The sequence below is a fragment of the Kitasatospora sp. NPDC004240 genome (assembly GCF_053603215.1).
Window position 1 is genome coordinate 1 of sequence record NZ_JBSGFD010000034.1, and the last position, 25,491, is coordinate 25,491.

General features: G+C 74.4%; 27 protein-coding genes. 14 read left to right on the plus strand and 13 right to left on the minus strand.

The annotated features are described in order from the left end of the window. Positions 1 to 214: 214 nt before the first annotated feature. Positions 215 to 946 (minus strand): alpha/beta fold hydrolase, encoded by a 732-nt coding sequence (locus tag ACWEQL_RS11835; protein ID WP_452150059.1) that lies wholly within the window; start codon positions 944 to 946, stop codon positions 215 to 217. 525 nt (positions 947 to 1,471) lie between these two features. Between ACWEQL_RS11835 and ACWEQL_RS11840 the strand changes: the two genes are divergently transcribed. Beyond that, positions 1,472 to 2,989 (plus strand): protein kinase domain-containing protein, encoded by a 1,518-nt coding sequence (locus ACWEQL_RS11840; protein WP_452150060.1) that lies wholly within the window; start codon positions 1,472 to 1,474, stop codon positions 2,987 to 2,989. Positions 2,990 to 3,045: 56 nt separating this feature from the next. Here the strand turns inward: ACWEQL_RS11840 and ACWEQL_RS11845 are convergent, their stop codons facing one another. After that, positions 3,046 to 3,282 carry a DUF6296 family protein gene (locus ACWEQL_RS11845; protein WP_452150061.1) on the minus strand — a complete coding sequence of 79 codons (237 nt, stop codon included), beginning with the start codon at positions 3,280 to 3,282 and terminating at the stop codon, positions 3,046 to 3,048. Positions 3,283 to 3,465: 183 nt separating this feature from the next. Between ACWEQL_RS11845 and ACWEQL_RS11850 the strand changes: the two genes are divergently transcribed. Next, on the plus strand, positions 3,466 to 4,434 hold the full coding sequence (locus ACWEQL_RS11850; protein WP_452150062.1) for an LLM class F420-dependent oxidoreductase: 969 nt from the start codon (positions 3,466 to 3,468) through the stop codon (positions 4,432 to 4,434). Between the two features lie 58 nt (positions 4,435 to 4,492). On the opposite strand, the gene ACWEQL_RS11855 is transcribed toward ACWEQL_RS11850, so the two are convergent. From ACWEQL_RS11855 to ACWEQL_RS11870, 4 genes are all read right to left on the minus strand, one after another. Beyond that, positions 4,493 to 5,074 (minus strand): hypothetical protein, encoded by a 582-nt coding sequence (locus ACWEQL_RS11855; protein WP_452150063.1) that lies wholly within the window; start codon positions 5,072 to 5,074, stop codon positions 4,493 to 4,495. Between the two features lie 71 nt (positions 5,075 to 5,145). Continuing rightward, positions 5,146 to 5,382, minus strand: a complete 237-nt coding sequence (locus ACWEQL_RS11860; protein ID WP_452150064.1) for a hypothetical protein — start codon at positions 5,380 to 5,382, stop codon at positions 5,146 to 5,148. Between the two features lie 47 nt (positions 5,383 to 5,429). Then, complete coding sequence (locus tag ACWEQL_RS11865; RefSeq protein WP_452150065.1) at positions 5,430 to 5,597, minus strand: hypothetical protein; 168 nt, start codon at positions 5,595 to 5,597, stop codon at positions 5,430 to 5,432. 34 nt (positions 5,598 to 5,631) lie between these two features. Next, positions 5,632 to 5,988 (minus strand): PRC-barrel domain-containing protein, encoded by a 357-nt coding sequence (locus ACWEQL_RS11870; RefSeq protein ID WP_452150066.1) that lies wholly within the window; start codon positions 5,986 to 5,988, stop codon positions 5,632 to 5,634. Positions 5,989 to 6,215: 227 nt separating this feature from the next. Here ACWEQL_RS11870 and ACWEQL_RS11875 point away from each other — a divergent pair, with 227 nt between their 5' ends. The 4 genes from ACWEQL_RS11875 to ACWEQL_RS11890 all read left to right on the plus strand — a co-directional run bounded on the left by ACWEQL_RS11875 (position 6,216) and on the right by ACWEQL_RS11890 (position 9,774). Next, positions 6,216 to 6,590 (plus strand): VOC family protein, encoded by a 375-nt coding sequence (locus tag ACWEQL_RS11875; RefSeq protein ID WP_452150067.1) that lies wholly within the window; start codon positions 6,216 to 6,218, stop codon positions 6,588 to 6,590. Positions 6,591 to 6,767: 177 nt separating this feature from the next. Then, entirely contained in the window at positions 6,768 to 6,962 is a 195-nt protein-coding gene (locus ACWEQL_RS11880) for a hypothetical protein (RefSeq protein ID WP_452150068.1), read from the plus strand. Between the two features lie 184 nt (positions 6,963 to 7,146). Then, positions 7,147 to 8,040 carry an SDR family oxidoreductase gene (locus ACWEQL_RS11885; protein ID WP_452150069.1) on the plus strand — a complete coding sequence of 298 codons (894 nt, stop codon included), beginning with the start codon at positions 7,147 to 7,149 and terminating at the stop codon, positions 8,038 to 8,040. A gap of 321 nt (positions 8,041 to 8,361) precedes the next feature. Beyond that, complete coding sequence (locus ACWEQL_RS11890) at positions 8,362 to 9,774, plus strand: oxygenase MpaB family protein (protein WP_452150070.1); 1,413 nt, start codon at positions 8,362 to 8,364, stop codon at positions 9,772 to 9,774. A 56-nt stretch (positions 9,775 to 9,830) separates the two neighbouring features. Here the strand turns inward: ACWEQL_RS11890 and ACWEQL_RS11895 are convergent, their stop codons facing one another. Next, on the minus strand, positions 9,831 to 10,382 hold the full coding sequence (locus ACWEQL_RS11895) for a hypothetical protein (protein ID WP_452150071.1): 552 nt from the start codon (positions 10,380 to 10,382) through the stop codon (positions 9,831 to 9,833). Positions 10,383 to 10,731: 349 nt separating this feature from the next. Here ACWEQL_RS11895 and ACWEQL_RS11900 point away from each other — a divergent pair, with 349 nt between their 5' ends. Then, entirely contained in the window at positions 10,732 to 11,631 is a 900-nt protein-coding gene (locus tag ACWEQL_RS11900; RefSeq protein ID WP_452150072.1) for a GNAT family N-acetyltransferase, read from the plus strand. Positions 11,632 to 11,762: 131 nt separating this feature from the next. Here ACWEQL_RS11900 and ACWEQL_RS11905 read toward each other — a convergent pair whose 3' ends face one another. Beyond that, positions 11,763 to 12,470: a response regulator gene (locus ACWEQL_RS11905; protein ID WP_452150073.1), complete on the minus strand. Its 708-nt coding sequence runs from the start codon at positions 12,468 to 12,470 to the stop codon at positions 11,763 to 11,765. Further along, complete coding sequence (locus ACWEQL_RS11910) at positions 12,467 to 13,783, minus strand: sensor histidine kinase (protein ID WP_452150074.1); 1,317 nt, start codon at positions 13,781 to 13,783, stop codon at positions 12,467 to 12,469. Before ACWEQL_RS11910 ends, ACWEQL_RS11905 begins: the two co-directional genes overlap by 4 nt. Before the next feature lie 258 nt (positions 13,784 to 14,041). Between ACWEQL_RS11910 and ACWEQL_RS11915 the strand changes: the two genes are divergently transcribed. Beyond that, positions 14,042 to 16,249 (plus strand): MMPL family transporter, encoded by a 2,208-nt coding sequence (locus tag ACWEQL_RS11915; RefSeq protein WP_452150075.1) that lies wholly within the window; start codon positions 14,042 to 14,044, stop codon positions 16,247 to 16,249. A gap of 73 nt (positions 16,250 to 16,322) precedes the next feature. Here ACWEQL_RS11915 and ACWEQL_RS11920 read toward each other — a convergent pair whose 3' ends face one another. Beyond that, positions 16,323 to 17,828, minus strand: coding sequence for a hypothetical protein (locus ACWEQL_RS11920; protein WP_452150076.1), 1,506 nt, complete (start codon positions 17,826 to 17,828; stop codon positions 16,323 to 16,325). Between the two features lie 634 nt (positions 17,829 to 18,462). On the opposite strand from ACWEQL_RS11920, the gene ACWEQL_RS11925 reads away from it, so the two are divergent. Continuing rightward, on the plus strand, positions 18,463 to 19,035 hold the full coding sequence (locus ACWEQL_RS11925) for a hypothetical protein (protein WP_452150077.1): 573 nt from the start codon (positions 18,463 to 18,465) through the stop codon (positions 19,033 to 19,035). Between the two features lie 4 nt (positions 19,036 to 19,039). Here ACWEQL_RS11925 and ACWEQL_RS11930 read toward each other — a convergent pair whose 3' ends face one another. Then, positions 19,040 to 19,462: a MarR family winged helix-turn-helix transcriptional regulator gene (locus ACWEQL_RS11930; protein ID WP_452150078.1), complete on the minus strand. Its 423-nt coding sequence runs from the start codon at positions 19,460 to 19,462 to the stop codon at positions 19,040 to 19,042. A 184-nt stretch (positions 19,463 to 19,646) separates the two neighbouring features. Between ACWEQL_RS11930 and eno the strand changes: the two genes are divergently transcribed. Further along, positions 19,647 to 20,927 (plus strand): phosphopyruvate hydratase, encoded by a 1,281-nt coding sequence (gene eno, locus ACWEQL_RS11935; protein WP_452150079.1) that lies wholly within the window; start codon positions 19,647 to 19,649, stop codon positions 20,925 to 20,927. Positions 20,928 to 20,991: 64 nt separating this feature from the next. Here the strand turns inward: eno and ACWEQL_RS11940 are convergent, their stop codons facing one another. After that, the gene (locus tag ACWEQL_RS11940) at positions 20,992 to 21,546 is read right to left on the minus strand and encodes a Uma2 family endonuclease (RefSeq protein WP_452150080.1); all 555 of its coding nucleotides are present in this window, start codon (positions 21,544 to 21,546) and stop codon (positions 20,992 to 20,994) included. 237 nt (positions 21,547 to 21,783) lie between these two features. Here ACWEQL_RS11940 and ACWEQL_RS11945 point away from each other — a divergent pair, with 237 nt between their 5' ends. The 4 genes from ACWEQL_RS11945 (at position 21,784) to ACWEQL_RS11960 (ending at position 25,082) form a co-directional block, all read left to right on the plus strand. Next, a complete protein-coding gene (locus ACWEQL_RS11945; RefSeq protein ID WP_452150081.1) occupies positions 21,784 to 22,410 on the plus strand; it encodes an NAD(P)H-dependent oxidoreductase in 627 nt (208 codons plus the stop codon). A 109-nt stretch (positions 22,411 to 22,519) separates the two neighbouring features. Next, positions 22,520 to 23,233 (plus strand): VanZ family protein, encoded by a 714-nt coding sequence (locus tag ACWEQL_RS11950; RefSeq protein ID WP_452150082.1) that lies wholly within the window; start codon positions 22,520 to 22,522, stop codon positions 23,231 to 23,233. A gap of 69 nt (positions 23,234 to 23,302) precedes the next feature. Continuing rightward, complete coding sequence (locus ACWEQL_RS11955; protein WP_452150083.1) at positions 23,303 to 24,007, plus strand: response regulator transcription factor; 705 nt, start codon at positions 23,303 to 23,305, stop codon at positions 24,005 to 24,007. After that, entirely contained in the window at positions 24,000 to 25,082 is a 1,083-nt protein-coding gene (locus ACWEQL_RS11960; RefSeq protein WP_452150084.1) for a sensor histidine kinase, read from the plus strand. The genes ACWEQL_RS11955 and ACWEQL_RS11960 overlap by 8 nt, the downstream gene beginning before the upstream one ends. A 34-nt stretch (positions 25,083 to 25,116) precedes the next feature. On the opposite strand, the gene ACWEQL_RS11965 is transcribed toward ACWEQL_RS11960, so the two are convergent. Next, on the minus strand, positions 25,117 to 25,470 hold the full coding sequence (locus ACWEQL_RS11965) for a helix-turn-helix transcriptional regulator (protein ID WP_452150085.1): 354 nt from the start codon (positions 25,468 to 25,470) through the stop codon (positions 25,117 to 25,119). Between the last annotated feature and the right edge of the window lie 21 nt (positions 25,471 to 25,491).

The following is a 25,491-nucleotide window of genomic DNA, read 5'->3' on the forward strand; positions in this document are numbered from 1 at the left end:
CGGGGCTGTTCGTCGTGTCGGGAATCCTCGGCATCGTCAGGGGCCACCTGCAGAGCCGGAAGCTCGCGCTGCTCCTGTGAGCCCCCCCCCCCCCCCCGCGGCACGGTCATCGCGGGGGTCGCGCGCGATCCGCTCCGACCACGCCTTGCCCGGTGCGGCCGAGGTGGCGGACGTCCGTTCGCCTCGATCGCGTCACGATCGGGGCGTGACGCGTTCAGCCGCGAGCAGGTAGGTGCAGGGCGAAGCGGCGGACGGCATCGGTGAAGGCCTCGGGATCGTCGAAGTTCGCGAGGTGCCTCGCCCGCGGGATCAATTCGATGCGGGCGTGCGGATGCGCGCGGACGAAGGCCCTCTCGCCGGATCGGAAGACGGGGTCCTTCTCGCCGTTCAGGATGAGCACGGGAGCCGCCACATGACGCATCGCATTCGCGTCGAAGCGGCCCAGCACCTCTCCCCAGGCCGCCGGCAGCGTGTGGAAGGCGTAGCCGGAGCGGATGGTGGCATCCACCACCCCGGGTGGATAGAGCCGCCGCAGGAACCTGTCGTTCCAGCGGGTCAACCGGTCCGTCGGAATACGAGGGACGAGCCCGGCGACCAGCCGGTACGGGATCGCCCACGGACCACGCGTCGAGGCGCTGGCCCCCGCGAGAACCAGTCCCCGCAGCCTCTCCGGGCGGCGCCGCGCGAACTCCAGCGAGGCGTATCCGCCGAGCGAGTGCCCGACGACCAGAGCCGGCCCGTGATCGAGCGAGTCCACCGCGGAGGCGATGATCTCCGTCGCCGCGTTCAGACTCCAGGGCTGGGCGGAGCGCGCGCCGTGGCCGGGCAGGTCGACGGCGGCCACCCGGAAGTCCTCTTGGAGCGCGGCGAGCTGGGGGCTCCATTGGCCCGCGCTGAACCGCGTCCCGTGGACGAAGACGATGGGTGGCGCGTCTGCAGCCGTCATGAGTCCCCCGGATCCGCTCTGTCTACGGAGCGACTCTACCGGCGGGCGTTCCCCGGCGCCGGGACACGGAAATGCTGGCCGGCCCCGACGCTCGAAGGTGCGCCGCACCGCGTGTCCCGCCTCCACCGACTTCGGCCGGTCCCTTCGGAGTTCGACCGGCTGCCGGTACGGGCCGGCATCCTGCCCGGCGTATGTACGCTTCCGGGGACCAGGGCCCGAAGGTGCTGCCCGCCGTCATCCGCCACGACGACTGAGGCCGCCCCGCGCCGGGCGGGCCGGGTCACGGTCGGCGGGGAGGGGCGGGAGATCGCGGCGGTGATATCGTCCGTCGATCGACAACTGCGCTCCCGGACGTCCTCCGGGGGCACCATCGACGGCACCTCGCGGTCCGCGGCGGCGTCGAGCGGGGAGGGGGTTCCCGGTGGTTCCGTCACCCGCCGATCGGCGGCACCCGCGAAGGCCTCCGGCCCCGCGGGCGGGGAGGGCGGGCCGCGGTGCACCGGCGGGAACCATGAGAGGCCAGGCATGACGCGCGGACACGCCAGAAGCATCGGCGATGTCGTGGCCGGGCGGTTCGAGCTCAGGGAGCACCTCGGCGCCGGAGGGATGGGCACCGTCTGGCGGGCCCACGATCCGGCGCTGGAACGCGACGTGGCGCTCAAGGAGATGCGCTCGAACGGCCACGACGACCCCGATCGGGCCGCGCACATGCGCGAACGGGCGCTGCGCGAGGCCAGGGCCCTGGCCCGGATCAACCACCCCGGCGCGGTGGCCATCTACGAGGTCGTCGACGACCGGCCCTACCCGTGGCTGGTCATGGAGTTCGTCGACGGCACCCCGCTGGACGCCTTGCTGCGCGACGGCGCGCTGACCCCCGTCCGGGCCGCGCGCATCGGCCTGGACGTCCTGTCCGCCCTGCGGGCCGCCCACGCGGCGGGCATCCTGCACCGGGACGTCAAGCCCGCGAACGTGCTCGTCCGCCCCGACGGCAGCGCGGTCCTGACCGACTTCGGCATCGCCGCCCTCCAGGGCTCCCGCACCCTCACCGCCACCGGCGACCTCATCGGCTCCCCCGAGTACATCGCCCCGGAACTCATCCGCCGCGAGGAGGCCCCGGCCGGCCCGGCCAGCGACCTGTGGGCGCTCGGCGTCCTGCTGTACGTGTGCGTCGAGGGCGCGAACCCGATGCGGCGCGAGAGCGTCTGGGAGGTCCTCGTCGCCGTCTGCGACGAGGACGTGCCGCCCCCGCCGAACGCCGGCCCGCTCGCCCCCGTCATCTCCGCCCTGCTCACCAAGGACCCGGGCGGGCGGCCGGACGCCGAGGAGACCGCCAGGGCGCTCACGGCCGTCCGTGACGAGCGGCCCACCGTCGTGGAACCCGGCGCGACCACGGGCACCCGGGGGCCCGCCGACGCCGCCGACAACACCGGTGACGACGGTGAGCCGACCCGGCCCCTGCCGCGCCCCTCCGGTGAGAACCCCGAACCCGCCCCGGGCACCACCGTCGAACCGCTCCGCCCCACCACACCGGCTCCCGCCCGCGGGCGGCGCCTCACCTGGGCGCTCATCGCCGCCGCCGCGCTCCTCGCCGCCGGGGCCGGCCTCGCCACGGCCCTGCTGCCCGACGCGCACACCACGGCCACCCCCGCCCCCACCGGCCCCGCCGTCACCCCGTCCGCGTCCGCCGGCCCCACGCCGTCACCGTCCGCGGCGGGCCTGTGGATCGCCCAGCTCTCCGCGATCCCCCACGGCGCCGACCCGGGCGCCCGCGACAAGGAACTCCTCGCCACCCAGCGCCAGATCCCCGGCGCCAGGCTCCTCGACAGCGACGACTGGAAGTCCCTCCAGCCGGGGTACTGGGTGATCTACACCACCGGCGACTTCCCGGACGGCGACAGCGCCCTCGCGTTCTGCACCCAGTACGGCCGCAGCAAGTGCGCCGGCCGCTACCTCAGCCAGGACAAGGCCGACATCCGCTTCATCTGCCTACCCCCGACCACCTCCGGACAGCCCTCCACCCGCGACGGCTGCCACCGCCCCTGACCAGCGACCGCGCCGGCCTCCCGCCGCAGGTCCGGGCGCGGGTGCGCGCCGCATCGTCACGGCAGCCGCGCGGCCTGCAGGCACGGATGGGCGATCGTCCTGCCGGGTGTGCCCACCACCATGGCCACCTCACCGTTGATCTCCACCCGGAGCGTGCCGTCGGCGCTCTCCCGGACCAGGTTTCCCCCGGGACCGACGGCGTCGGTGACATGGACCACGACGACCGTCGGCGGGCCGTGTCCCGCGACCGGCCCCGGCAGGGTCACCGCGTAACGGCGGCTGAGGTTCCTCATGCCCGGCCTCCTCACTCCCCCGCGCCGTGCGACTACCCGCGCCACGGTGACACCACGCAGCCGTCCGACAGATCCACCGGAGCAACCGTTTCCCGCACGGGCGGCCGGAAACGAGGCCGCGCCTGTTGGCGGCGGGTGCCGCCCCCGGTGTGAGCGATGCGGCGATCGGGGCAGGCGCGGGGCATGGTGCAGATCGGATACACGATGATGACCGAGCAGCGCGGCCCCCGCGGGCTGGTCGCGGACGTGGTGCGCGCCGAGCGGGCCGGTTTCGACTTCTCGGTGGTCTCGGACCACTCGTTCCCCTGGCTGGACGAACAAGGCCACGCGCCCTACGCGTGGGCGGTGCTCGGTGCCGCCGCGCAGGCCACCTCCCGGATCCCGCTCATGACGTACGTGACCTGCCCGACGTTCCGCTACCACCCCGTGGTGGTGGCGCAGAAGGCCGCCACGGTGCAGTTGCTGTCCGAGGGCCGCTTCCGGCTCGGTCTGGGCAGCGGTGAGAACCTCAACGAGCACGTGGTAGGCCGGGGCTGGCCCGCGGTGCCGGTGCGCCAGGCGATGCTCGACGAGGCGGTGCAGATCATCCGGGCACTGTTCGACGGCGGGTACGTCACCCGCCGGGGCCGGTTCTTCGACGTCGAGGGCGCCCGGCTGTGGGACCTTCCCGACCGGCCGCCGCCGATCGGGGTGGCGGTGTCCGGGCCGGACTCCTGCGCACTGGCGGGCCGCCTGGCCGACCTGGTCATCGCCGTCGAGCCGGACCCGGCACTGGTCACCGGCTTCACGGAGCACGGCGGGGCCGGGAAACCGGCGGTGGGCCAGCTGCCGGTGTGCTGGGACACCGACCGGGACGCCGCCGTCCGCCGGGCCCACGAGCAGTTCCGCTGGTTCGGCGGCGGCTGGGAGGTCAACGCCGAACTGCCCGGGACGGCGGGGTTCGCCGCCGCGAGCCGCTTCGTCCGCCCCGAGGACGTCGCCGGGGCCATCCCCTGCGGTGACCGCATCGAGGACTTCGTCGAGGCGGTGCGGCCCTTCGTCGACGCGGGCTTCGGGGAGGTCGCCCTGGTCCAGGTCGGCGGGGACAGCCAGCCCGCCTTCCTCGACTGGGCCCGGGACACCCTGCTCCCGGTGTTGCGCGCGGCGTTCTGAACCCGACCGTGCCGGGCCGCACCGGGCCGAACGCGGTCCCCCTGCGGGGGGCCGTCCGTCAGCCGGGGGAAACCGTGGGAGAGTCGGCCACCGTCCCGCGCGCGATGCGGGCGCGGCCGTCGAACGGCAGGACGACGAGGTAGAGCAGGCCGGCGTCCTCGACCCGGGCCAGCGTGGTGGACGTGTCGCCCACCGCGAGCGCCTCGGCGGCCGGGCCGGCCTCCTCCGTCATCCGGTCGAGCCGCGCGTGGGACCGGGCGAGGTCCTTCGCCCGGCCGGTGATCCAGGTGGCGATCCCCGCGCCCCGGCGCAGCGCGGTGAGCAGGTCCGCGCGCAGCGGCCCGTCGTCGGCCTCCCGGAGGATCAGGTCGTGCAGGCGTTCCTGCCCGCACGGCTCGGTCGGCGCCGCCTCGGCCAGCGCCCGGCAGGTGCGGCACGACGCCAGGCCCTGGGGCTCGAAGAGGTGCAGGTACCACGTGAGGTAGCGGCCGCGGATGCCGCACAGCGTACGGCCCGTGCCCCCGGCGTGCTGGACGCCGGGCACGCCGTGGACCTCGACGGCGGGGAACTCGGCGGGTTCCCGCGCGGTGGCGAATGACCACGTCCGGACCGGGGCGTCGGTGTCGGGGGTGTCGGCCATGCGCAGCAGGATGTCACGCCGCCGACGGCACGGTCGCCGGCCCGGCCGCCGGCACCGCCCGCCGAGGGCGGCTACGTGCCCCCGTCCTCGCCCTCGATGTCGGCGGCGGTCCGGGTGGCTTCGGCGGTCGCGTCGTAGCGCTCGCGCGGCGGCTCGTGGTCCGGGGCCGGGGTGGGGGCGGAGCGGGTGCCCGACGCCCGGTCGCCGTAGGAGCGGTCGGCGCTGGCCTCGTGCTGCGGTCTGGCCTGGTGCCGCGAGTGGGCGGCGTCGCCCGGGGAGGGTGTGGCCGGCTTCCGGTGGTACTTCATGGTGCTCCCTGTGTCGTCGCCGGGCGGGCCGCGGGCCGGTACCGGTGTCAGCGGGTGGGTCTGCGGCTGCCGTGCTTGGCCCGGAGCGCGCCGAGCAGCAGGGCCACGAGGAATACGATGACGCCGATGACGAGCAGGTAGAGCAGGCCTTCGGCGACCGCGCCGATCAGGCCCAGCACGATCGCCACGATGACCAGCAGCAGGATCCATGCCATGGGGGGTGCCTTCCTTCTTCCAGGTCGGGTCGGGTCAGGGTCGGGCGAGGCGGCGTTCGCCGCCGGCGCCGGCGGTGTAGGGGCGCTGGTAGTGGGCGAAGACGGCTGGTTCCTGCTCGGCCGCCAGCACTCCGTCGGTGTCGATCGCCGGAGCGTCCTTCACCAGGGCGCGGGGGAAGGGCACCTTGAGGTAGCCGGGCCCGACCACGGCCTCCTCCACGGGGACGAAGACCAGGCGGTGGCGGGTCGGGAACCCGACGGTGACCGTGGCGAACGAGGGCTCCTCGGTGACCGTGTCCACGTAGACGGATTCCAGCGTGCCGATCTTCTTGCCGTCCTGGTCCAGGACGGGGTGCTGACGCCACTCCCGGATGTCGCCGATCCGGATCATCCGCGCCTCCCTCCGGTTCGACCCGCGTGGGCGAGGGGCTCCCGGGGTCTTCTCACCGGTACGGCCCCCGTGCCAGGTCGCTCCGTTCCCCTGACCATGGGGGTGATGGACCCGCGTCTACCCCGGCCGCCCGGGGCCACACCCGTGGTGCCCGAAGCGGCGTCGGCGGTGCCGCACGACCGCACGAGGAGGTCGCGGGAGCGACCGAGGAAGGACGGGTGCCGGGCATGATCCGGAAGTTGCAGGCGGTCGTGCTGGACTGCGCCGATCCGGTGCGGCTCGCGGAGTTCTACGCGGGCCTGCTCGGCGGCCGGGTGGTCCCCGACCCGCAGGACCCGGGCTGGGTCGAGGTCCACGGGTTCGAGGGGACGCCGCTGGCCTGCCAGCGGGTCGACGACCACCAGGCACCCCGGTGGCCCGGGCAGCAGCACCCGCAGCAGCTCCACCTCGACTTCGACGTGGACGACCTCGACGGGGAGGAGCGGCGCGCGCTCGCCCTCGGCGCGAGGGTCCTGGAGCGCACCGACCGGCTGCGCCCGGACGCCAACTGGCGCGTCTACGCCGACCCGGCGGGCCACCCGTTCTGCCTCTGCGTCCACTGAGCCCCGGCGGGCTCCGCCAAGACCTGTCCCGGCCTCGCGGCCGCCCCGGCGAGGGCCGTCATCGGCCCTCGCCGGGGCGGCCGGGGCGGTGTGACGGCGGCCGCGGCGGGTAGCCGCCTTCACGGCCCGGTGACGGGATCGCCCCGGCGGCGGGCCCCCTGCCGAGAGGAGAGGGCCGTGACCCAGCCCCAGCAGCACGAGCCGAAGGACCCCGCGGCGACACCGGAGACGCCCGAGTCCCGTATGACCGGCGAGGGTGGCCCGCCCCCGGAGCACGAGGAGGACAAGCGCGCCGAGGACGGGCCCGAGTACGCGACGACCGAACCCGCCGCACCCGTCGATGAGCCCCCGCCCCAGGAGCCGCCGGACTGACGGACCGTCCCGCGTGCCCGGCGGCGTCGGCCCCGGGTGCCGCGGGCAGGGCGCGCCACCCGCCTGCCGGAGCCCGCGGTGCGAGGGGCGGACACGGCGGTGACACTCGAAAGGCGTCCCGGGCTCTGTACAGGCGGTGCCGGCCCGGGCGCATCCGCTCACGAGAGAGGCCGGCCTGTCGGTGATGAGCGATCAGTACACCCCGCGCAACCCGGTGGAGCAGTACCCCGCTCCCCCGATGCCGGAGCAGTCCCAGCCCCACCCCGGCAGCGGCGGGGCCATGCGGCCCGCGCCCGACCACGGCGAGGAGACCTACCGCGGGTCGGGCCGGCTCGCCGACCGGGTGGCGCTGATCTCCGGCGGCGACTCCGGTATCGGCCGCGCCGTGGCCCTGGCGTTCGCCCGCGAGGGCGCCGACGTCGCGTTCTGCCACCTGCCCGAGGAACGGGAGGACGCCGAGGAGACCGGGCGCCTCGTGGTCGCGGCCGGCCGCCGGGTGCTCGCCGTCGCGGGCGACATCCGTGACGAGGGCTTCTGCGCGAACCTGGTGGACCGGTGCGTGGACACGTTCGGCGGCCTGGACGTGCTGGTGAACAACGCCGCCTACCAGATGTCGCGGCCCGAGGGGCTGACCGCCATCACCACCGAACAGTTCGACCGCGTGATGAGGACCAACCTGTACGGCATGTTCTGGCTCACCCGCGCCGCTCTGCCCCACCTGCGCCCGGGCGGGTCGGTCATCAACACCGCCTCCGTGCAGGCCTACAAGCCGAGTCCGCACCTGCTCGACTACGCCATGACCAAGGCCGCGATCGTCGCGTTCACCCAGGGCCTGGCGATGCAGCTGGCGCCCGACGGGATCCGGGTCAACGCGGTCGCCCCCGGCCCGGTGTGGACGCCGCTGATCCCGGCGACCATGGACGAGGAGAAGGTCGCCCACTTCGGTGAGCAGTCCCCCCTCGGCCGCGCCGCCCAGCCCGCCGAGATGGCCCCCGTCTACGTCTTCCTCGCCTCCCAGGAGGCCTCCTACATCACCGCCGAGACCGTCAACGCCACCGGCGGCACCCCGCTGCCCTGAACCGCCCCTCCCCGGGGCCGCCGGGCCGCGCCCGGGCCCGCCGGGGCCGACGGGGCCGACGGGCCGTCAGAGATCGTCGCGGGGCCGTTCCGGGCCGGGCGAGCTCTCCCCCAGGGCTCCATCGTTCACCCCGGAGGGTGATCGCGGCGGGGAAACGCGGGTGCCGTCAGGGGCCACGGGGTTAGGTTTCCCGGCGGGCCGCGTCGAGGGGCGCGCCGGCGGCCGGGCCGCACGGACGAGTGATCCACGGTGCCGCCCGGCCCGGTGGCGCGTTGTACGTGGTGCCGCTCCGTCCACCCCGTCCCCCCTTTGGAGTTCCCCATGACGTCCGCGCCCTTACCCGACCCCGACCCCCGCAGCCCGCTGCGCCGCGGTCTCGGCGAGTGGCGGATCGGGCTGGTGGCCTGGCGGTTGATCGTCCTGCAGGCGGCGCACCCGGCCGTGGCGGCCGGCATGACCCGGTACTCCACCTACCGGGCGCACCCGTGGCGGCGCATCGAGCACACCCTGGACAGCGGGGCGCGGCTGTTCTCCGCCGGGCCGCAGGAACGCCGCCTCGAAGTCGCCCGGCTGGCCCGCACCCACCGCCGCATCCAGGGCACCGACGAGGCGGGGCGCCCGTACACCGCCGAGGACCCGGCGGTCCGCGCCTGGGTGATGGTGACGCTGTACGAGGCCATCACGGCGATGCACGCACTGTCCGGCGCCCGGCTCGGGCCCCGTGAACTCGACGCGCTGTACGCGGAGTTCAGGGACGTCTGCGAGGCGCTCGGCATCCCCGGCGAGGCGCTGCCGCCGACCGCCGCGGACGTGCCGGCGTACATGGAGCGCCATGTGCGCGAGGTCCTGGAGTACGGCGACCTGGTGCGCCACCTGCTGTTCGAGATGCTGCGCGAGGCGCCCGCGCCGCGCCGGCTGGGACGGCTGCGGCCCCTGTGGCCGCTGCTGCGCATCGCGGCGGCCCGGGTGCTGAGCGGCCTCACGGTGGCGGACCTGCCGCCGGTGTGGCACGAGCGGTTCGGCACCCGCCCGGCCCGCTCCGCCGTCCTCCTGTCCTGGGCGGTGCACCGCGGCACCCGGCACGTCATGACCCGCCTGCCGGAGCACCTGCGCTACCGCCACCGCTCCCCCGTCGGCGGCGGACGACAACTCCCCCGGCGCACACCGGCCCGCCCGCTGCCGCAGCCCCGCGCCGCCGACTCCCGCCGGGCCCGCCTGGAGACCTTCTTCCACCAGGTGCTGGACCAGACCGGCGACGGACGGGTCGACACGGCCGACCTCCAGGCCATGGTCCACACCGTCTGCTGGCAGCTCGAACTGCCCGCCGAGCGGGAGGACGTCCTCTACGCCGCGTTCGAGACCTGGTGGCGGCAGCTGCGCCCGGCCATGGACGCCGACGGCGACGGCACGGTGGACTGCGAGGAGTTCGTGTCCGCGATGCTCGCCGGCCTCGACCGGGACCCGGCCTACCTGGACCTGGGCCTGACACCGGCGGTGCGCGCCCTGTTCCGGGCCGCCGACACCGACGGCAGCGGCCACCTGTGCGCCGACGAATACCGCGTCCTGTTCGGCGGCTCCCGGGTCCACCCGGCCGAACTCAACGACGGCTTCCGCCAGTTGGACACCGACGGCGACGGCCGGATCAGCGAGGAGGAGTTCGTCACCGCGTTCGCCGACTTCTTCACCGCCCGCACGGACACCGTCGCCGGCACCGCCCTCCTCGGCCGCCCCTGAACACCGGCCGGCGGGGGCACGTGGCCGGGCACGGGCCGGGCGGTGCCCCCGGGGCCCTAGCGGTAGTCCCTCTCGAAGCCGAGGGCCTCGCAGTCCTCGCGGGTGACGGCGTCCGCGCCCTCGCCCTCGAAGGCGGCGTAGCACTCGACCTCGCCCCGGTGGTCGTCCCCCACCACGACGGTGAAGATCTTGAGCATCCGTTCGCCGTTCACCCGCACCCGCAGGCCCGCGAAGGGGGCGCAGGGCAGGGTGCACACCTTGCTCCACTGGCGGTCGTTCGCGAAGGTGATGACGCTGACGCGCACCGGGACACCGGTTCGCGCCGTGCGTGCGGCGCCGGAGGGCTCGGAAAATTCGACGAAGCCGAGCGATGCGCACTCCTTCACGGTGGGTTCGTGCCCGTCGTCGCCCGCCACCACGCAGGTCACGGCGCCGTCGGGGTCGTCGACGAGCACCGTGACGACGTTCAGCACCTCGTAGGCGTCGACGCGCACCCCCATGCCGGGGAACGGGGCGAAGGGCAGGTCCAGGTCCCGTACCCAGCTCTTGCCCTCCGCCTCGATGAGGAGGCGCACCTCGAAGGGGCCGGCCTGGTCCTGGCTGCGCATGTGTTCCTCTCCCCGCCCTCACCGGTCGTCGGCCGCCGCCCCGGGGGCATCGATCCACCCGGTCCTGCGGCCGCACAGAGGCTAACAGCCGGCCCCGAAACGCCCCATCCCGGGCGGCGTTCGAGAAGCGTGGGCGGCGGATGGTGGCGAGCAGGCGCGAGGGGCGCGGAAATCCGTGGACGGACCGACGGACGGTCACGTACCGTGTGGCTTCACGCCCTGAGACGAACGGAAGGAGGCGAGTGCCGTGCGGTTCACACCTTTCCAGCGCTCCCTCTTCCGCTGTCCCGGCGTGGCACGTCAGTTCTGACCGGGAGCGCTCCGAGCAGCCTGTATCCCGGAGGAATCCATGACCGGTCCGGTCATCCGCGCGCTCAGCGCGAGCGACGCCCATCTCTTCGACGCACTTCCCGACCCCCTGGGCGCCCGTGAGGCCCATCGGCTCACCCGTTTCCGTCCCGAGTGGAAGCGCGTGGCCCTGCGCGACGGCGAGGTCGTCGCGCGCGGCGCGTGGTGGGGCGGCCCCGACGACGCGGAGCCCGTCAACATCAACTGGTTCGACGTGGCCGAGGGCGAGGAGGAGGCGGGGGCCGAGCTCCTGCGCTCCGCTCCCTGGCAGGTCGAACTGGAGATCAACCTGCCCGGCGGCTGGCGGGAGGAGCCCGGCCTGCGTGCCGGCGCCGAGGCGCGCTTCGCCGCCGCACGGGCCGCCGGGTACGAGCTCCTGGTGGAGCGCTTCCTGTACCGCTGGACCCCGGAGCGGGGTCTGCCCGAGCGGCCCGGACGCCTGCGCTTCAGCGCCGAACCCGACGACGCCGTGTTCTTCGACGCGTTGCGCCGCATCCACTCGGCCACCCTGGACGCCCACGCGCTCAGGGCCGTCGAGGAGGGCGGTCTCGACCGGGCCGCCCAGGAGGAGCTGGACTTCTTCCACTGGTGCCCCTCCCCGCGGGAGTGGTGGCAGGTCGCGCACACGCCGCAGGGCGACCTGGCCGGCATCCACATCCCGGCCCACAATCCCTCCGGCCCGACCATCGGCTTCATCGGGGTCGTCCCGGAGCAGCGCGGTCGCGGTTACGCCTTCGACCTCCTCGCGGAGTGCACCCATCTCCTCGTCGAGCAGGGCGCGGAGTTCATCGGCGCGGCGACGGACCGGGCCAACGTCCCCATGGCCGCGAACTTCGCCCGGGCCGGCTTCCCCGTCGTCCGTGAACGCGTCAACTTCCACCCGGCGGGACGGGCGGGCTAGCGAGGAGGAGTACGCGGTGAGCGGTCCGGTCCGGGGGCGGGCCCGGACCGCTCACCCGTGCCCGGCGGCGTGCCGGTCGGCAGGTGTGAACGTGCCCTTCGCGTCAGGTGACGCCCGGGCGTGGGCCCGCCTCAGCGTCCTTCGGCGGCGGCCGGGTCGGGGCCGGTGGTGCGGGCGGTGACCAGGCCGGATTCGTAGGCGGCGATGACCGCTTGGGCGCGGTCGCGGACGTCGAGTTTGGCGAAGAGGTTGGTGATGTGGTTCTTCACCGTGGAGTGGCTGATGTCCATCGCGTGGGCGATCGCGAGGTTGTCGAGTCCGGTGGACATCAGCCGCCACACCTCCACCTCGCGGGGCGTGAGGTCGCCGGTGGTGGCGGCGGGCGGGGGCGGGGCGCCCTGGGGGGTGCGGACGTAGGTGGAGATGAGGCGGGTGAGCAGGCGCGGGGCGACGGCCGCCTCGCCGGTGTGGACGGTGCGGATCGCCGCGCCCAGGTCCTCCGGGGAGACGTCCTTGGGGAGGAAGCCGTGGGCGCCGGCCCGCAGCGCGGCCACCACGTACTCGTCCATGTCGAAGGTGCTGAGCGCCAGGACGCGGCAGCCGGGCAGGGTGCGGGCCAGTTCGGCGGTCGCGCCGACGCCGTCCAGGACGGGCATGCGGATGTCCATCACCACGACGTCGGGGCGCAGCCGGTGGGCGAGGGTGACGGCCTGTCGTCCGTCCTCGGCCTCGCCGACGACGTCGAAGGCGGGGTCCGGGGAGAGGATGAGGGACAGGCCGCGGCGGACGAGGGGTTGGTCGTCGGCGATGAGGATGCGGATGGCCGGGGTGGTGGTCACCGGTTCACCTGCGCGGGCCGGAGGGCGGCGGCCCCGGTGGTGTCGGTGGTGTCGGTGTCGTGCGGGGGCAGGGGCAGGTCGGCGTGGACGGCGAAGCCGCCGTCGGGGTGGGGGCCGCATCGCAGGGTGCCGCCGTGGAGGGTGACGCGTTCGCGCATGCCGATCAGGCCGTGGCCGCCGCCGTCGCGGGCCGGGCCGGTGGTGGGGGGCGGGGTGGCGGGGCCGTCGTCGCGTACGTCGATGGTGAGGTGGTCCGGGTGGTGGGTGAGGTGGACGCGGACGCGGGCGGGTCCGGCGTGTTTGCGGGCGTTGGTGAGGGATTCCTGGACGATCCGGAACACGGTGAGGCCGAGGGTGGGTGGCAGGGGGCGGGGGGTGCCGTGGACGGTGAGGTCGGTGGGCAGGCCGTCGCGGCGGGCCTCGTCGACGAGCCGGTCGAGGTCGCGGACGCCGGGCTGGGGTGCGGGCGGGACGGTGTCCGGTTCGTCGCCGGCCCGTAGGACGTCGAGGAGTTGGCGCATCTCGCTCAGGGCGAGGCGGCCGGAGGATTCCAGGGTGACCAGGGCGTCGCGGGCGACGTCGGGGTTGGCGAGGTTGGCGCGGGCGCCGCCGGCCATCAGCTGCATGGTGGTGATGTGGTGGGCCACGATGTCGTGCAGCTCCCGGGCGATGCGGCGGCGTTCCTCGGCGACGGCGCGGTCGGCCAGCAGTTCGCGGTGGGCGGCCACCTGGCGCTGCCAGCGGGAGAACGCGAGGCCGGCGCCGGCCACCAGGAGGGCGGAGAACGGGGTGGAGACGGCGGCCTGCCAGGAGGGCGTGTGGAAGTGGCTCTGGCTCAGGAGCGTCACCAGCGAGGTCACGGCGGCCGCGGCGGCGGTCACCGGGAGGGGGCGGGCCCGGGCGACGGAGTAGAGGGCGACGACCAGGACGGCGCCGAAGTGGGTGGTCGTCGGCGCGGACAGGTCGGCGGCGGCGGTGAGCGCCAGGACGGCGGCGAGGGCCGCCAGCGGGCGCCGGCGCCGGGCGAGCAGGGGCAGGGCGGACAGGACGACGGCGAGGAAGCCGGGCACGCTGGTGCCCTGGCCGGTGTCGGTGTGGTTGAAGAGCAGGTAGCCGATCAGGTCGATGGCGCAGGCGCCGACGGCGACCAGGGCGTCGGAGTGGGTCCACGGCGTGCCGTCGGGGCGGCTGGCCGGTGTGCCGTCGGGCCGGTGCCGCGGCGTGCCGTCCGGCCGGCCACCCGGTGCGCCGTCCGTCGCGTTCGGCGGTGTGCCGTCCGTGGTCGCCCCTGGGCGCCGGTGCAGCCCGTTCAACTTGCCCCTCCTGGCTGATCAGCGGTGATGTCCCCATTCTGGCATCGGTGCCCGGGGCCGGACGTGGTCCCCGGGGCCGAGGGCGGGAGGGCGGACCAGGACCGTGGTCCTGGTCGCGGGCCGGTGGGGGTCCTGGGGCCCGGGGTGGGATCGTCCGTTGCCACGACGCCCGGCAGGGCCCGCGCCTGATGGTCTGGAGGCCGGCCGGGAACCCCCGGCGTCGAGGCCGACGTTCGCGTCGATGAGCCGGAGGGCATCGTGATCCGCGCACTGACCGGATTCTCCACCAGACACGCCTGGAAGGTCATCGCCCTGTGGGCGGTGCTGGGCATCGGGCTGACGTTGCTGAGTCCGATGCTGATGGAGCGTGTCACCCAGTCCCGGGCGGGTGACTTCCTGCCGGCCGGCTACGACTCGGCCGCGGCGTTGCGGATCGCGGAGGACGACTTCGGGGTGCGGCCCGACGCGACCACGGTGACGGTGCTGGTCGCCCGCGCCGACGGCAGGGCGCTGAGCGTCGCGGACCAGCAGCGGGTCGAGGCCGAGGCGGCGGAGCTCGCCCGGCGCCGGGTCGTCATGCCGAGGAAGGAGGACGATCCCGCCTTCCTGGTGCCCGATCACTCCCAGACCCCCCGGATCGCGCCGGGGGTGGTGGCGCCCGACCGGGGCTTCGAGCTGCTCTCCGTGGAGCTGACCGGGAGCGCCGCGAGCGAGGGTGTGCAGGGTGTGTTCCGGGCCTTCCGGGACTCGGCCCGCGCGCAGTTCGCGCAGGCCGGGATGCGCACCGGGTTCACCGGAGGTCTGGCGGAGGCCGCCGACACGGCGGACGCCAACCGGGGCGCCACCAAGCTCGCCGGCATCCTGGTCTCGGGGCTGATCGTGCTGCTGAACGTGCTGGTCTTCCGCAGTGTCCTCGCGGCCGTGCTGCCGTTGCTGGCGGTGGCCCTGATCGGGGGTGCGGCGGGCGGGGCGGTGGCCGGTGCGGCGGCGCTGACCGGGCTGAAGCTGGACGCCTCGACGCCGGGTCTGATCTCCGTGGTCCTGCTGGGCATCGGGATCGACTACCTGTTGTTCCTGCTGTTCCGCTTCCGTGAGCACCTGCGGGCCCGGCCGGGGCAGAACGCCCGTGAGGCGGCCGCGGAGGTGTCCGGGCGGGTGGGCACCGCGATCACCTCGGCCGCGCTGACCATCGTGGCGGCCTTCGCCACCCTGGGCGTGGCGAGCTTCGGGCAGTTCCGGGCGCTCGGTCCGGCGATCGCCGTCGCGGTCCTGATCATGCTGCTGGGCAGTCTCACCCTGATGCCGGCCCTGCTCGCCGCCTGCGGCCGGGCGATGTTCTGGCCCTCCCGCGCCCTGCGGCGCCCGGCCCGTGAGGGCCTGGCCGCCCGCTTCGGCGTGCTCCTCGCCCGCCGGCCGTTCGCGCTGGCGCTCGCCTGCGTCGCGCTGCTCGGCGCGCTGGCCGCCGGGACGGCCGGGATCCGGATGGACTACGGCCAGGGCGGCGGCTCCGCGACCCCGGCGGCGGCCACCGCCGCGGAGATCTCCCGGGCGCTGCCGGCGGGCGTGTCCGACCCGACGAGCGTGTACGTGGCCACCACGGACGGCGCCGCCCTCGACGGCGGCCGGCTCGACGGCCTCTCCCGCGCCCTCGCCCGTGTCGACGGCGTCGGCCAGGTCGCCGCGACCGTCCTGAACGCCGACCGCCGTGCCGCCCGGATCGACCTCTTCCTGACCGCCGACCCGCAGAGCCCGCGCGCCCGTGAGCTCGCCTCCGGGCCGGTGCGCGCCGCGGTCGCCGCCCACACGCCCGCCGGGACGCGCGCCCACGTCGGCGGCACGGCGGCCGTCTTCGCCGACATCTCCACCGCCGTCGACCGTGACCTGCGCATCGTCTTCCCGGTCGCGGCCGCCCTCATCGCCCTGATCCTGCTGCTGCTCCTGCGCAGCCTGCTCGCCCCGGTGGTGCTGATGCTCGCCGTCGGCCTGGGCTTCGCCGCCACCCTGGGCGCCGCGACGCTGCTGTTCCAGCACCTGCTGGACGAACCCGGCGTCAGCTTCACCCTGCCGCTGGTGCTGTTCCTGTTCGTCGTGGCCCTCGGCACCGACTACAACATCCTCATCACCGACCGGATCCGCGAGGAGATGCGTCACCCCGGCCCGGCCCGCGCCGCCGTCGCCCGCGCGGTGCGGCACACCACCCCGGCGATCGCCACCGCCGGCCTCGTGCTGGCCGGCTCCTTCGCCACCCTGGCGGCCACCCCGGGCAGCGAGCAGGTCGCCTTCGCGCTGACCCTCGGGATCCTGCTGTCCGCCCTCGTGCTGTCCCTGGCGCTCGTCCCGGCCCTGGCCGCCCTCCTGGGCCGGGCCCTGTGGTGGCCGGTGCGGCCCACGCCCCGTACCGCTACGGCCGTGCCAACCGGTCCGGCCGCCCCGGAGTACGGCGCGGAGCGCGTTCCCGTGCCCTGACCCGCCCGGCTCCGACGCCACAGGCCCGGCCCGCACGGTGCGGGCCGGGCCTTCCCCCCTCCGGTCCGCGGGGTCAACTCAGCTGGCCCGTCGACCGGTTGTAATCGACGATCGCGCCCGTGTACGAACCCGCCACCGCGGCGTGCACCGCTTTGAGGTACGACGCCCGGGCCGGGTTGTTGAGCCACTTCAGGAACACCGCGCACAGCTTCTCGTCCTGGAGGATCGACATCAGCTCGCGCGGGCTGCCGTTCGCCGTCAGCAGTTCTCGCGGTGGCCGGTTGTCCGTCTCCCACGCCCGCCCGGCCCACATCGCCGCCACGACCGTCGTCGACAGCGTGCGGCGAACCTCCACACTGCGCCGCACAGCGGTGTCGATGACCTCCTCGTCCTGCGTCCGGTCACCCGGCCTGAACAGTTCCACCGCGATGTGCACCAGCACCTGGGCGGCCGCCACGACCGTGTTGTGCTCGCCCGCCGCCTTGGCGCCCGCGTCGACGGCCTCGGTGATCAGGACGATCGCCCCGGCCGCCATGACGCCCTTGGCCTTGTCCGCCTCCGCCTCTTCCTTGTAGTCGGCGCGGGTACGGGCCGAGTCGAGCGTCGCGATCAGGGCCACCGGCCCGGCCAGCCTGCGCTTGATCTCCTCGCTGCGGTTGGCCAGGTTCTTCCGGGTGTCGCCGAGCAGCCGGTCGACGGTGAGCGTGACGTACAGCAGGTCCTCGGTGAACAGCGCCTCGTTCTCCGCCGGATCGGCCGCCAGCGCGCCCAGCACAGACCGCAGTGCCTGCTCCTCGAAGGCGGCGTGGAACTGCGGTATGCCCGGCGTGATCGCGTCCTCGAAGCGCGCCCGCACGTACGGGGTGGGCTGCGGGACGATGCGCTCGGGGGCGGCCGGGTCGAGGGCGAGGGCGACATCGTTGAGGTAGCCACGCACGATGCGGCCGAAAGCCGGGCGCAGCCCGTCCGGCAGGTCGTCGCCGACCGCGTCGTGCGCGGCCCGCACGGCGGCCGCGGCAACTGTGGACCCCTCCTGGGTGTGTGGGGTGCGGCGGTCGGCCTCGGCGGCGGCCGCCAGCAGTTCACCCACGGCCGCGTTGCCCGGGTGCCAGCGCAGCCGCACGCCCGCGCCGCTGAGGGAGGCCGGGTGGTTGCTGCCGCTGATGAGCGCGCGCAGTGTCTCCAGGTCCGGCGAGCCGCTCGGGGAAAGGTAGGCGCGGGCGGCGATCGGGTTCTTGGCGAGGGCCTGAACGGTCCGGGTGGACCGTTCCTCGGCGCTGGCGATGTGGAAGGCGGTCACGACGGTGAGCACGAGTGCGATCGCCCCGCCGAAGAAGAAGCCGGCGGCGGCCGCTTCCTCGTCGAACCCCGCTCCGAGGAGGCCGAACGCGGCGCCCAGCACCACGATGCCGAACAAACAGGCACCGGCGAGCGCGAGCTCGTCGGACAGCCCCCAGTCGATCAGGGTGCGCACGACCGGCATGAAGAGGTCGGACCAGATCCAGTTGCAGCAGACGTTGCGCCAGAGGAAGCAGTAGACGGGGAGGTACCAGAGGTAGTGCGCGATCCAGTCGATCACGTGACCCCAACCCTTCCGAGGGCTCGGTCGTTCCGGTGTGTCGGCGTGAACTGCCGGGCTTTGGAATGGAGTCGAGGAACCCGTTCAGGCGTTCGGATGTGCACCGAGGGCCCGGCGGTCCCGCAGGGCCTTCGTGTCTCGTAGCGGGGGCGGGATTTCAACCACGGCGCCTCTGGGCAATCGGTCCAGCGGGCCGCCGAGCCGTTCCACTCCGGTCGGTGGGATCACCATAGAGCGTCCCGAGCCGGCAGTGCCAGCAACTTCCGATCTGTTCACGGGGAGTTGGGCGGTGCGCGGATCCGGACGGACGCGCGGCCCGACCCTCCGGGGCCGCCAGGGGTTCTGCCGTATCCGTATCGCTACATCTCGGTTCGATTGCTTCGAAGGCCGGGGGCAGCTCCGGTTCGGTACCTGTGGAGGACGAACGAGGCGTCCCAGCCCTCCCGAAAGGCCAACTGCTCTGAAAATCAAGCTCATTTGCAAGGCCTGCCACGAGGACGTCGAGCTGCGCGACGGCGTTCTCGCCCGCCACTGGCGCGACAGCGAGCCGCCCTCGCCGTGCCCTGCCTCCTACGGCCCCGCGAACCGGGCCCGCCTTCCGACCCGTGCCGACGAAAAGAGGCGGGAGCTGAGGATGGCCTCACGGGCCCTGCGACGCCAACGGCTGCGCGCGGCGCACGACGCCGCCCGACTCGCGATGGACCCGCACGATGCCGATCCGGTACCGGCCCCGGCGCTGCTGCCGAAACACGAGGGCCGCTGGTACGTGGCCGTCATGCTGCCCGGAACGGGCCCGGCGGACGTCTGGCTGCCCGACATGACCCGGGGCGACCAGCGGCGGTACATCGGACGCTACCTCCCCAACACACACGGCCTGCGATGGAACACCGCGCGGCACTGCTGGAGCGTCCCCACCCGCCACTTCCGGGAGTTGGCGTCACACCTGCTGCGTTTCCACCCGACGATCATGCTGGGCCGCGAGTTCAACCCGAATGAGAGGTGCAACGGTTCCTGCCGGCACGCGACGGGACTGGACTGCCAGTGCTCATGCCTGGCGAAGTTCCACGGGAGGGGGCGGTGGAAGGCAGGGTGGGTCGAGGTGAGCGAGTTCGACACCCTCCACCGGGGGTCGTCCTGGCACTGGACCCTCTTCTCCCGGCACGGCGAGTCCCGACCCCGCTCTCTCCAGCGCGGGACGGGGGGCTGACCGGTCAGTACGCCGCGAGCCGCTCCACCAGGGCGATCGCCCGGGTCAGCGACTCCCGCTCCTCGTCGGTCAGTTCCGCCTCGATCGCCCGGGCGAGCCAGTCCGTCCTGCGTCCGCGCTCCTCCTCCAGCAGCGCCTGCCCCGCGGGGGAGAGTTCGACCAGGCTCTTGCGGCCGTCGGTGGGGTGCGCCCGGCGCATGATCAGCCCCTGGTCCATGAGCAGTCCGACGGCCCGGGCCATGGACTGCGGCCGCACCCGCTGGTCGGCCGCGAGTTCGCTGGTCGTCATCGCACCGCTGCGGTCCAGCGCGCCGAGGACGGCCACCTGGCCGAACGGCATCTGGTCCTCGAGCTTGACGCGGCGCGTGAGCTTTCCCATCGCGGTGCGCAGTTCGGCCGCGACGGCGGCGGATTCCGGAAGGGGCATACCGGATGTTAACGCAGCACAGGTGTACAGCGTGGCTGTACAGCTGGGCTGCGCAGCGTGACTGAACAGCCAGGCTAAACAGCATGACTGCACAGCATTGCTGTAGAGTCTGGCGCGCCGGGTCCCGCGCCACCGTCGCCGCAGCCGAACCCCGGCACGCACGCGACAACGGGAAGGGCTCCCCATGACCGCCATCACCTCCGTCACCGGCCGCCGCGTCCTCGACAGCCGGGGCAACCCCACCGTCGAAGTGGACGTGGAGCTGGCGGACGGATCCCTCGGCCGGGCCGCGGTCCCCTCCGGCGCGTCGACCGGTGCCCGCGAGGCCGTGGAGCTGCGCGACGGCGACCCGGCCCGGTGGCACGGCAGGGGCGTCGACCGGGCGGTGCGTCACGTCAACACCGAGCTCGCGGCCGCCGTCGTCGGGCGTGAGGTGGAGGACCAGGCCGGTCTCGACGCCGCCCTCGTCGCCGCGGACGGCACCCCCACCAAGGCCAGGCTCGGCGCCAACGCGATCCTCGGCGTCTCCCTGGCCGCCGCCAAGGCCGCGGCCGCCGCCCACCGCCTGCCGCTGTACCGCTACCTCGGCGGCTGCGACGCCCGGCTGCTGCCCGTACCGATGATGAACATCGTCAACGGGGGCGCGCACGCCGACAATCCGCTGGACTTCCAGGAGTTCATGATCGCCCCGATCGGCGCGGAGAGCTTCGCCGAGGCCGTGCGGATGGGGTCCGAGATCTTCCACACCCTGCGCCGCGACCTCCTCGCCGCCGGGCACTGCACCGGCGTGGGCGACGAGGGCGGCTTCGCCCCCGCCCTGCGCACCGCCGAGGAGGCCCTGGACTTCGTGGTGGCCGCCGTCGAGCGCACCGGCTACCGGCCGGGCACGGACATCGGCCTGGTCATGGACCCGGCGTCGTCCGAGTTCTTCCGCGACGGCGTCTACGACTACACCGGGGAGGGGGTGCGGCGCACGCCCGCCGAACACGCCGACCACCTGGTCGGGTTGATCGACGCCTACCCGGTCGTGTCGATCGAGGACCCGATGGCCGAGGACGACCTGACCGGGTGGCGGGACCTGACCGCCCGGGTCGGCGCCCGCTGCCAGCTCACCGGCGACGACGTGTTCTGCACCAACGAGGCCATCCTGCGCGAGGGCATCGCCTCCGGCGTCGCCAACTCCGTTCTGGTGAAGGTCAACCAGATCGGCACCCTGACGGAGGCCCTGGCCACCGTCGACACCGCCCACCGGGCCGGCTACACCGTCGTCATGTCGCACCGCTCCGGCGAGACGGAGGACACCACCATCGCGGACCTGGCGGTGGCCACGGGCTGCGGCCAGATCAAGACCGGCTCGCTCTCCCGCTCCGACCGCACCGCCAAGTACAACCAACTCATCCGCATCGAGGAGGAGTTGGGCGACGCCGCCCGCTACGCCAGCACCACGGCCCTGCGCCGCCGCTGACCCGCCCGTCCGTCCCGTGCCCGCCTCACCGCATCGGGCACGGGGGCGGCACCGGTGCCGGCGCTCAGAAGCCCGCGGTGTCCAGGGTGAGGTCGAACGGTTCCGGCAGGCGGATCGGCGTACCGAAGGGGTGCGGGCCCTCCACCACGGCGTAGCCGAGGTCGTGGGGCTCGGAGAACAGGGTGCACTCGCGGCTCTGCCGGTCGGCCAGCAGGTAGAGCGGGGCACCGTACTGGGCGTAGCGCTTGCGCTTGGTGATGCGGTCGGTGTCGCCGTTGGATTCGGAGGTGACCTCGACGACCAGAAGGGTCTGGTCGGGGGTGAGGGCGCCGGCGCCGACGGTCAGGTCGTCGGGGATGACGGCGATGTCGGCCATGTACCAGTTCGGGGAGCCGGGCAGGTCGAGGTTGCCGGAGCCGCTGATGCAGCCGAGTTCGTCGATCCTGGCGTCGAGCTGGCGGCGGATGCGCGCGACGATGCGCTCGTGGTCCCACATCGGTGACACCAGTACGATCCGCCCCTCGATGACCTGGGCCCATCGGTGGTCGATGAGCTGCACGGCGTACTTCAGCGCTGCCTCGTGGTCCACGTGGCCGTACGCGATGGGCTGTGCGCTCATGCTCGGCTCCCTGGATCGCACGGTGTCCGCCCCGGACGTCTACGGTTCCCACCGTACCGGCCCGGGGGTGTCCCCGGCGGCCACCCGGGGCCGGCACCGGCAAAGGGAGGGGGTCTGCGGACGGGCCCCGCGGGGCCGTCCGGGCCAGTACGATCGGCCCCGACGGTCACGTCGGCCACACGCGCCCCACGGGGGTTCGGTGGCCGAACCGGGGTGCGTGGAGGGGGAGGTACGGGCATGGGTGGGGCGACGGTCCGCAGGGTGGGGGTCTATCTGGCGCATCCGCGTCCCGGCAGTTTCAACCACGCGCTGTTCGAGGCGGTCGTGGACGAGCTGCGCGGGCCCGCGGGCTGCGAGGTGGTGGCGCACGACCTGTACGCGGAGGGCTTCGAGCCGCTGCTGACCGCCCGGGAGACCGGGACGGTCGCCGACGCCGCCGAGGCCACGGACCCCCAACTGGCGCTCCACCGCGCGCAACTGGCCGACCTGGACGCGCTGGTGCTGATCCACCCGAACTGGTGGGGCATGCCGCCCGCCGTCCTCACCGGCTGGGTGCAGCGGGTGCTCGCCCCGGGCGTCGCCTACAAGCTGGGCACCGCGGACGGCGAGCCCGCCGGACTGCTGCGCGCCGCCCGCGCCCTGGTGCTGAACACCTCCGACACCCCGCAGGAACGCGAGGACGGCGAGTTCGGCGACCCGCTGCAGCGCATCTGGGCGGCCTGCGTGCTCCCCTACGTCGGCGTGGAGGACGTGCGGCGCACCGTCTTCCGCACGGTCACCGACGCCCCGCCGGCCACCCGCGAGCGGTGGCTGCGCCAGGCGCGCGCCGAGGCCGCCGCCCTCCTGGAGCCGGCCGGCGGCTGAGCCCCGGCGCCCGGCCCGCCCGCGGAATCGTGTATCGCGGGGTCGTGTATCGCGGGCGTATCGGAAACCGCATACGCCCCCGCAACGGCCCCACCTCTCCAATGGGGGTATGAACCACACCGCGCCGCCTCCGCCGGCACCGCCCCGCCGCGCCCGCGGGATCGCGCTCGCCGCCCTGGCGCTCCTCGGCGCGGCGGGCGCCGTGTTCGTCCTGCGGCGCCCGCTCATGATGACCGCCCCGGCGTGCGCGGCCGGGCGGTGGCACGGCTGCCTCGACACGTTCAACGGGGTGCTGCTCGTCACGCTGGCCACGGTGCCCCTGGCCGTGCTGGCGGCGGGGGCGCTGGCCTGTCGCCGGCGGGCCGCCGGCACCGCGGGGGCGTGGCGGACGTCGCTGGCCGAGGTGGGCCTGGTCCACGGGACGGTGCCGTTCGTGTGGCTGACCATGATGCCGGGCGGCGGGGCCGGCGTCGTCCCGGCGCGGGTGAGCCTGGTCCCGCTGCGGGACCTGGTCACCATGGGGCCGCTCGGGATCGCCGGCAACCTCCTGGTGTTCGCGGCGCTGGGGTTCTTCGCCCCGATGCGGTTCGCGGCGCTCGCGTCCGTGCCCAGGATCCTGGCGCTGGGGGCGGGCTGCTCGGCGCTGGTCGAGACCGCGCAGTACGTCCTGCGCCTGGACCGGGTGTCCTCCGTGGACGACGTGCTGGTCAACGCCGCCGGCGCCGTCCTGGCCGCGCTGGCCTCGCGCCGCTGGTGGCGCACCACCGCGCAGGCGCCCTCGGGGCGGCCCCGCCCGGTGCCGGCACCGGAAGCGGCGGGCTGAGCCCGTGCGTCCCACGGGCCCGCGTCCCCGCGTACATCGGCGGCGGACCCGGCTGCTTAGGCTTCGGACATGCGTGTACTGATCGTGGAGGACGAGCCCCACCTGGCCGAGGCCGTCCGGGACGGTCTGCGGCTGGAGGCGATCGCCGCCGACATCGCCGGCGACGGCGACCGCGCCCTGGAGCTGCTCGGCGTCCACTCCTATGACCTCGCGGTCCTCGACCGCGACATCCCCGGCCCCTCCGGTGACGAGGTCGCCCGGCACATCGTCTCCTCCGGCAGCGGCATCCCGATCCTCATGCTCACCGCCGCCGACCGGATCGACGACAAGGCCTCCGGGTTCGGCCTCGGCGCCGACGACTACCTCACCAAACCGTTCGACCTGCGCGAGCTGGTCCTGCGGCTGAGGGCGCTGGACCGCAGGCGCGCGCACGCCCGGCCCCCGGTGCGCGAGATCGCGGGCCTGCGGCTGGACCCGTTCCGCCGGGAGGTCTTCCGCGACGGACGCCACGTCGCGCTCACCCGCAAGCAGTTCGCCGTGCTGGAGGTCCTCGTCGCCGCGGAGGGCGGGGTCGTCGGCGCCGAGGACCTGCTGGAACGGGCCTGGGACGAGAACGCCGACCCCCTCACCAACGCCGTGCGCATCACCGTCTCCGCGCTGCGCAAACGGCTCGGCGAACCGTGGGTCATCGCCACGGTGCCCGGCGTCGGCTACCGCATCGACACCGGCACCGACAGCCCCCGCTCCGATGCCCCCGGCCGTCCGGGTGCCTAGACGCCCCGGGCCCAGCGCCCGTCTCAGGCTCACCCTCAGCTACGCCGGCTTCCTCGCCGTCGCCGGCGCCCTGCTGCTGAGCGTGGTGTGGGCGTTCCTGCTGCGGTACGTCCCCGACAACTCGCAGGGCCTGCTCGGGATCTCACCCAACCGTTACCTGCTGGTGCACACCTTCGCGCCCGCCGCGGCCGTGGCGATGGCCTTCCTGCTGGTGTTCGGCCTGGTCGGGGGCTGGATCCTCGCCGGACGGATGCTCGCGCCGCTCGACCGGATCGCGGAGGCGGCGCGGCTGGCCGGGAAGGGGTCGCTGTCCCACCGGATCCGCATGGAGGGCCGCCGGGACGAGTTCCGCGAACTCGCCGACGCGTTCGACTCGATGCTCGACCGGCTGGAGTCCCACGTCGCCGAGCAGCGGAGGTTCGCCGCGAACGCCTCCCACGAACTGCGCACCCCGCTGGCCGTCTCGCGCGCGCTGCTCGACGTCGCCCGCAAGGATCCCGCCCGGGACCGCGACGAGATCATCGAACGCCTGCACGCCGCCAACACGCGGGCGATCGACCTCACCGAGGCCCTGCTGCTGCTCGGCCGCGGCGAGCGCGGGAACCTCCCCCGCGAGAACGTCGACCTCTCCCTCCTCGCCGAGGAGGCCGCCGAGACGCTGCTCCCCCTCGCCGAACGGCGCCGGATCACCCTCGATGTCACCGGCACGGCCGCCCGGACCAGCGGCTGCGCGGAGCTCCTGCTGCGGATGGTGACCAACCTCGTCCAGAACGCCGTCGTGCACAACCTCCCCGCCGGCGGCACCGTGACGGTCCACACCGGCACCCACGGCGACAGCGCCGTACTGCGGGTCGCGAACACCGGCCGACGGCTCCCCCCGGAGCTGGTCCCCACCCTCACCGAACCCTTCCGGCGCGGGGCCGAACGCGTGCGCACCACCGACGAGCACGCCGGCGTCGGCCTGGGCCTGGCCATCGTGCACGGCGTCGTCCGCGCCCACGACGGCACCCTCACCCTCGCCCCCCGTGAGGACGGCGGTCTCCTCGTCACCGTCCGCCTCCCCGCCACGCCGTAGCCACCGGCCTCCGCCGCCCGGCCGCGGCAGCGGGTCAGCCCCCGGCGGGCCCCGGCGCCGCGGACACCGGGTTCCCGTCGTCCGCCTGCGCGTAGGGGCGCAGGAGGGTGGCGAGGAGTTCGGCGACGGTGGGGCCCGCGTCGGCGGGGTGGCGCAGCTGTTTGCCGGCGATGACGCTGTAGTGGTTGGTGCGGCCGCGGCGTTCGTGGCTGAGGTATCCGGCCTGTTCGAGGTCGGTGATGATGCGCTGGACGGCGCGTTCGGTGAGCAGGCAGCGGGTGGCGATGTCGCGTACGCGGATGCCGGGGTCGCGGGCGATCTGGACCAGGACGCGGGCGTGGTTGGTCAGGAAGGTCCAATGCCGCTCGGGAGCCGTGCCGTTGTCCATCCCTCCACGATAGGACCTTCC

Excerpts from the sequence above, each read along its gene's own strand:
- ACWEQL_RS11835 (WP_452150059.1), bottom strand. The coding sequence starts at position 946 with ATGACGGCTGCAGACGCGCCACCCATCGTCTTCGTCCACGGGACGCGG.
- ACWEQL_RS11840 (WP_452150060.1), top strand. The coding sequence starts at position 1,472 with ATGACGCGCGGACACGCCAGAAGCATCGGCGATGTCGTGGCCGGGCGG.
- ACWEQL_RS11845 (WP_452150061.1), bottom strand. The coding sequence starts at position 3,282 with ATGAGGAACCTCAGCCGCCGTTACGCGGTGACCCTGCCGGGGCCGGTC.
- ACWEQL_RS11850 (WP_452150062.1), top strand. The coding sequence starts at position 3,466 with ATGGTGCAGATCGGATACACGATGATGACCGAGCAGCGCGGCCCCCGC.
- ACWEQL_RS11855 (WP_452150063.1), bottom strand. The coding sequence starts at position 5,074 with ATGGCCGACACCCCCGACACCGACGCCCCGGTCCGGACGTGGTCATTC.
- ACWEQL_RS11860 (WP_452150064.1), bottom strand. The coding sequence starts at position 5,382 with ATGAAGTACCACCGGAAGCCGGCCACACCCTCCCCGGGCGACGCCGCC.
- ACWEQL_RS11865 (WP_452150065.1), bottom strand. The coding sequence starts at position 5,597 with ATGGCATGGATCCTGCTGCTGGTCATCGTGGCGATCGTGCTGGGCCTG.
- ACWEQL_RS11870 (WP_452150066.1), bottom strand. The coding sequence starts at position 5,988 with ATGATCCGGATCGGCGACATCCGGGAGTGGCGTCAGCACCCCGTCCTG.
- ACWEQL_RS11875 (WP_452150067.1), top strand. The coding sequence starts at position 6,216 with ATGATCCGGAAGTTGCAGGCGGTCGTGCTGGACTGCGCCGATCCGGTG.
- ACWEQL_RS11885 (WP_452150069.1), top strand. The coding sequence starts at position 7,147 with ATGAGCGATCAGTACACCCCGCGCAACCCGGTGGAGCAGTACCCCGCT.
- ACWEQL_RS11890 (WP_452150070.1), top strand. The coding sequence starts at position 8,362 with ATGACGTCCGCGCCCTTACCCGACCCCGACCCCCGCAGCCCGCTGCGC.
- ACWEQL_RS11895 (WP_452150071.1), bottom strand. The coding sequence starts at position 10,382 with ATGCGCAGCCAGGACCAGGCCGGCCCCTTCGAGGTGCGCCTCCTCATC.
- ACWEQL_RS11900 (WP_452150072.1), top strand. The coding sequence starts at position 10,732 with ATGACCGGTCCGGTCATCCGCGCGCTCAGCGCGAGCGACGCCCATCTC.
- ACWEQL_RS11925 (WP_452150077.1), top strand. The coding sequence starts at position 18,463 with ATGGCCTCACGGGCCCTGCGACGCCAACGGCTGCGCGCGGCGCACGAC.
- ACWEQL_RS11930 (WP_452150078.1), bottom strand. The coding sequence starts at position 19,462 with ATGCCCCTTCCGGAATCCGCCGCCGTCGCGGCCGAACTGCGCACCGCG.
- eno (WP_452150079.1), top strand. The coding sequence starts at position 19,647 with ATGACCGCCATCACCTCCGTCACCGGCCGCCGCGTCCTCGACAGCCGG.
- ACWEQL_RS11940 (WP_452150080.1), bottom strand. The coding sequence starts at position 21,546 with ATGAGCGCACAGCCCATCGCGTACGGCCACGTGGACCACGAGGCAGCG.
- ACWEQL_RS11945 (WP_452150081.1), top strand. The coding sequence starts at position 21,784 with ATGGGTGGGGCGACGGTCCGCAGGGTGGGGGTCTATCTGGCGCATCCG.
- ACWEQL_RS11950 (WP_452150082.1), top strand. The coding sequence starts at position 22,520 with ATGAACCACACCGCGCCGCCTCCGCCGGCACCGCCCCGCCGCGCCCGC.
- ACWEQL_RS11955 (WP_452150083.1), top strand. The coding sequence starts at position 23,303 with ATGCGTGTACTGATCGTGGAGGACGAGCCCCACCTGGCCGAGGCCGTC.
- ACWEQL_RS11965 (WP_452150085.1), bottom strand. The coding sequence starts at position 25,470 with ATGGACAACGGCACGGCTCCCGAGCGGCATTGGACCTTCCTGACCAAC.